Genomic DNA, 1,294 nt, shown 5'->3' on the forward strand with positions numbered 1-1,294 from the left:
CCACCGGGCTCATCGGTAAGGTGGAGTTACCACACTTCACACGCCCACCGAGGAGTTGATCTCGATGACCGACGACAGACTACCGCTTGCCGAACTGATGGCGAAGACCGGGGATGGAGATTTTCTGCGCACAATCGCAGAGAGTGTTTTGCAGATCATCATGGAAGCCGACGTTGACGGCTTGGTCGGTGCCGGCCGCCATGAACGATCCGGCGACCGGACGACCTGGCGCAATGGCTACCGCGACCGCAGCCTCGATACCCGGCTCGGCACGCTCAACCTCAAGATCCCCAAGCTGCGGACCGGCGCTTACTTTCCGGGCTTTCTGGAACCGAGGAAGACCGTTGAGAAAGCGCTGGTCGCGGTGATCCAAGAGGCGTGGATTGCTGGCGTCAGCACCCGGCGCGTGGATGAACTGGTCCAGGCCATGGGTATGAGCGGCATCTCCAAGTCCTCGGTGTCCAAGCTGTGCAAGGACATCGATGAGCGCGTCCATGCCTTCCTGAAGCGCCCGCTCACCGGCGATTGGCCCTACCTCTGGCTCGACGCTACCTACCTCAAGGTGCGCGAGGGCGGGCGGATCGTCAGCGTCGCCGCGATAATCGCCGTAGCCGTCAACACCGAGGGCAAGCGCGAGATTGTCGGCCTCCACATCGGCCCTTCCGAGGCTGAGGTGTTCTGGTCCGATTTCCTCAAGGACCTCGCACGGAGGGGGCTGACTGGCGTGAAGCTGGTGATCTCCGACGCCCACGAGGGCCTCAAGGCGGCGATCACCCGAGTGCTCAGCGCCACCTGGCAGCGTTGCCGCGTCCACTTCATGCGCAATGCCCTGGCCTATGTGCCCAAGGGCCAGAACACTGTTGTTGCCGCCGCCATCCGCCAGGTCTTCCTCCAGCCCGATCACGCTGCCGCAACACAGGTCTGGCGCCAGGTCGCCGACCAGTTGCGCGCCCGCTGGCCGAAGCTCGGCGCCTGCATGGACGACGCCGAGCATGACGTGCTCGCCTACATGGCCTTCCCCGAGCAGCACCGGGTGAAGTTGCACAGCACCAACCCGCTCGAGCGCCTGAACAAGGAAGTGAAGCGCCGTGCCGATGTCGTCGGCATCTTCCCGAACGAGGACAGCATCATCCGCCTCGTCGGCGCCGTTCTGCTCGAGCAGAACGACGAATACCAACTCCAACACCGCTACATGCAGATTGAGGGCATGGCAGCCCTCGCCACACAAATCATCGAGGAGGTTCAGCCGCTACAGATTACACCCAAGGCCGCCTGAAAATGCAGCCCGATGGCC

At 63.2% G+C, this 1,294-nt stretch carries 1 protein-coding gene; it reads left to right on the top strand.

Annotation, left to right across the window (positions count from 1 at the left end):
- The first annotated feature begins 64 nt into the window (after positions 1-64).
- Positions 65-1,276 (top strand): IS256 family transposase, encoded by a 1,212-nt coding sequence (locus tag NTCA1_RS28290; protein WP_107917519.1) that lies wholly within the window; start codon positions 65-67, stop codon positions 1,274-1,276.
- The last annotated feature ends 18 nt before the right edge of the window (positions 1,277-1,294 follow it).

This window comes from Novosphingobium sp. TCA1 (assembly GCF_009811895.1).
In the GTDB taxonomy this organism is placed as follows: Bacteria; Pseudomonadota; Alphaproteobacteria; order Sphingomonadales; family Sphingomonadaceae; genus Novosphingobium; species Novosphingobium panipatense_A.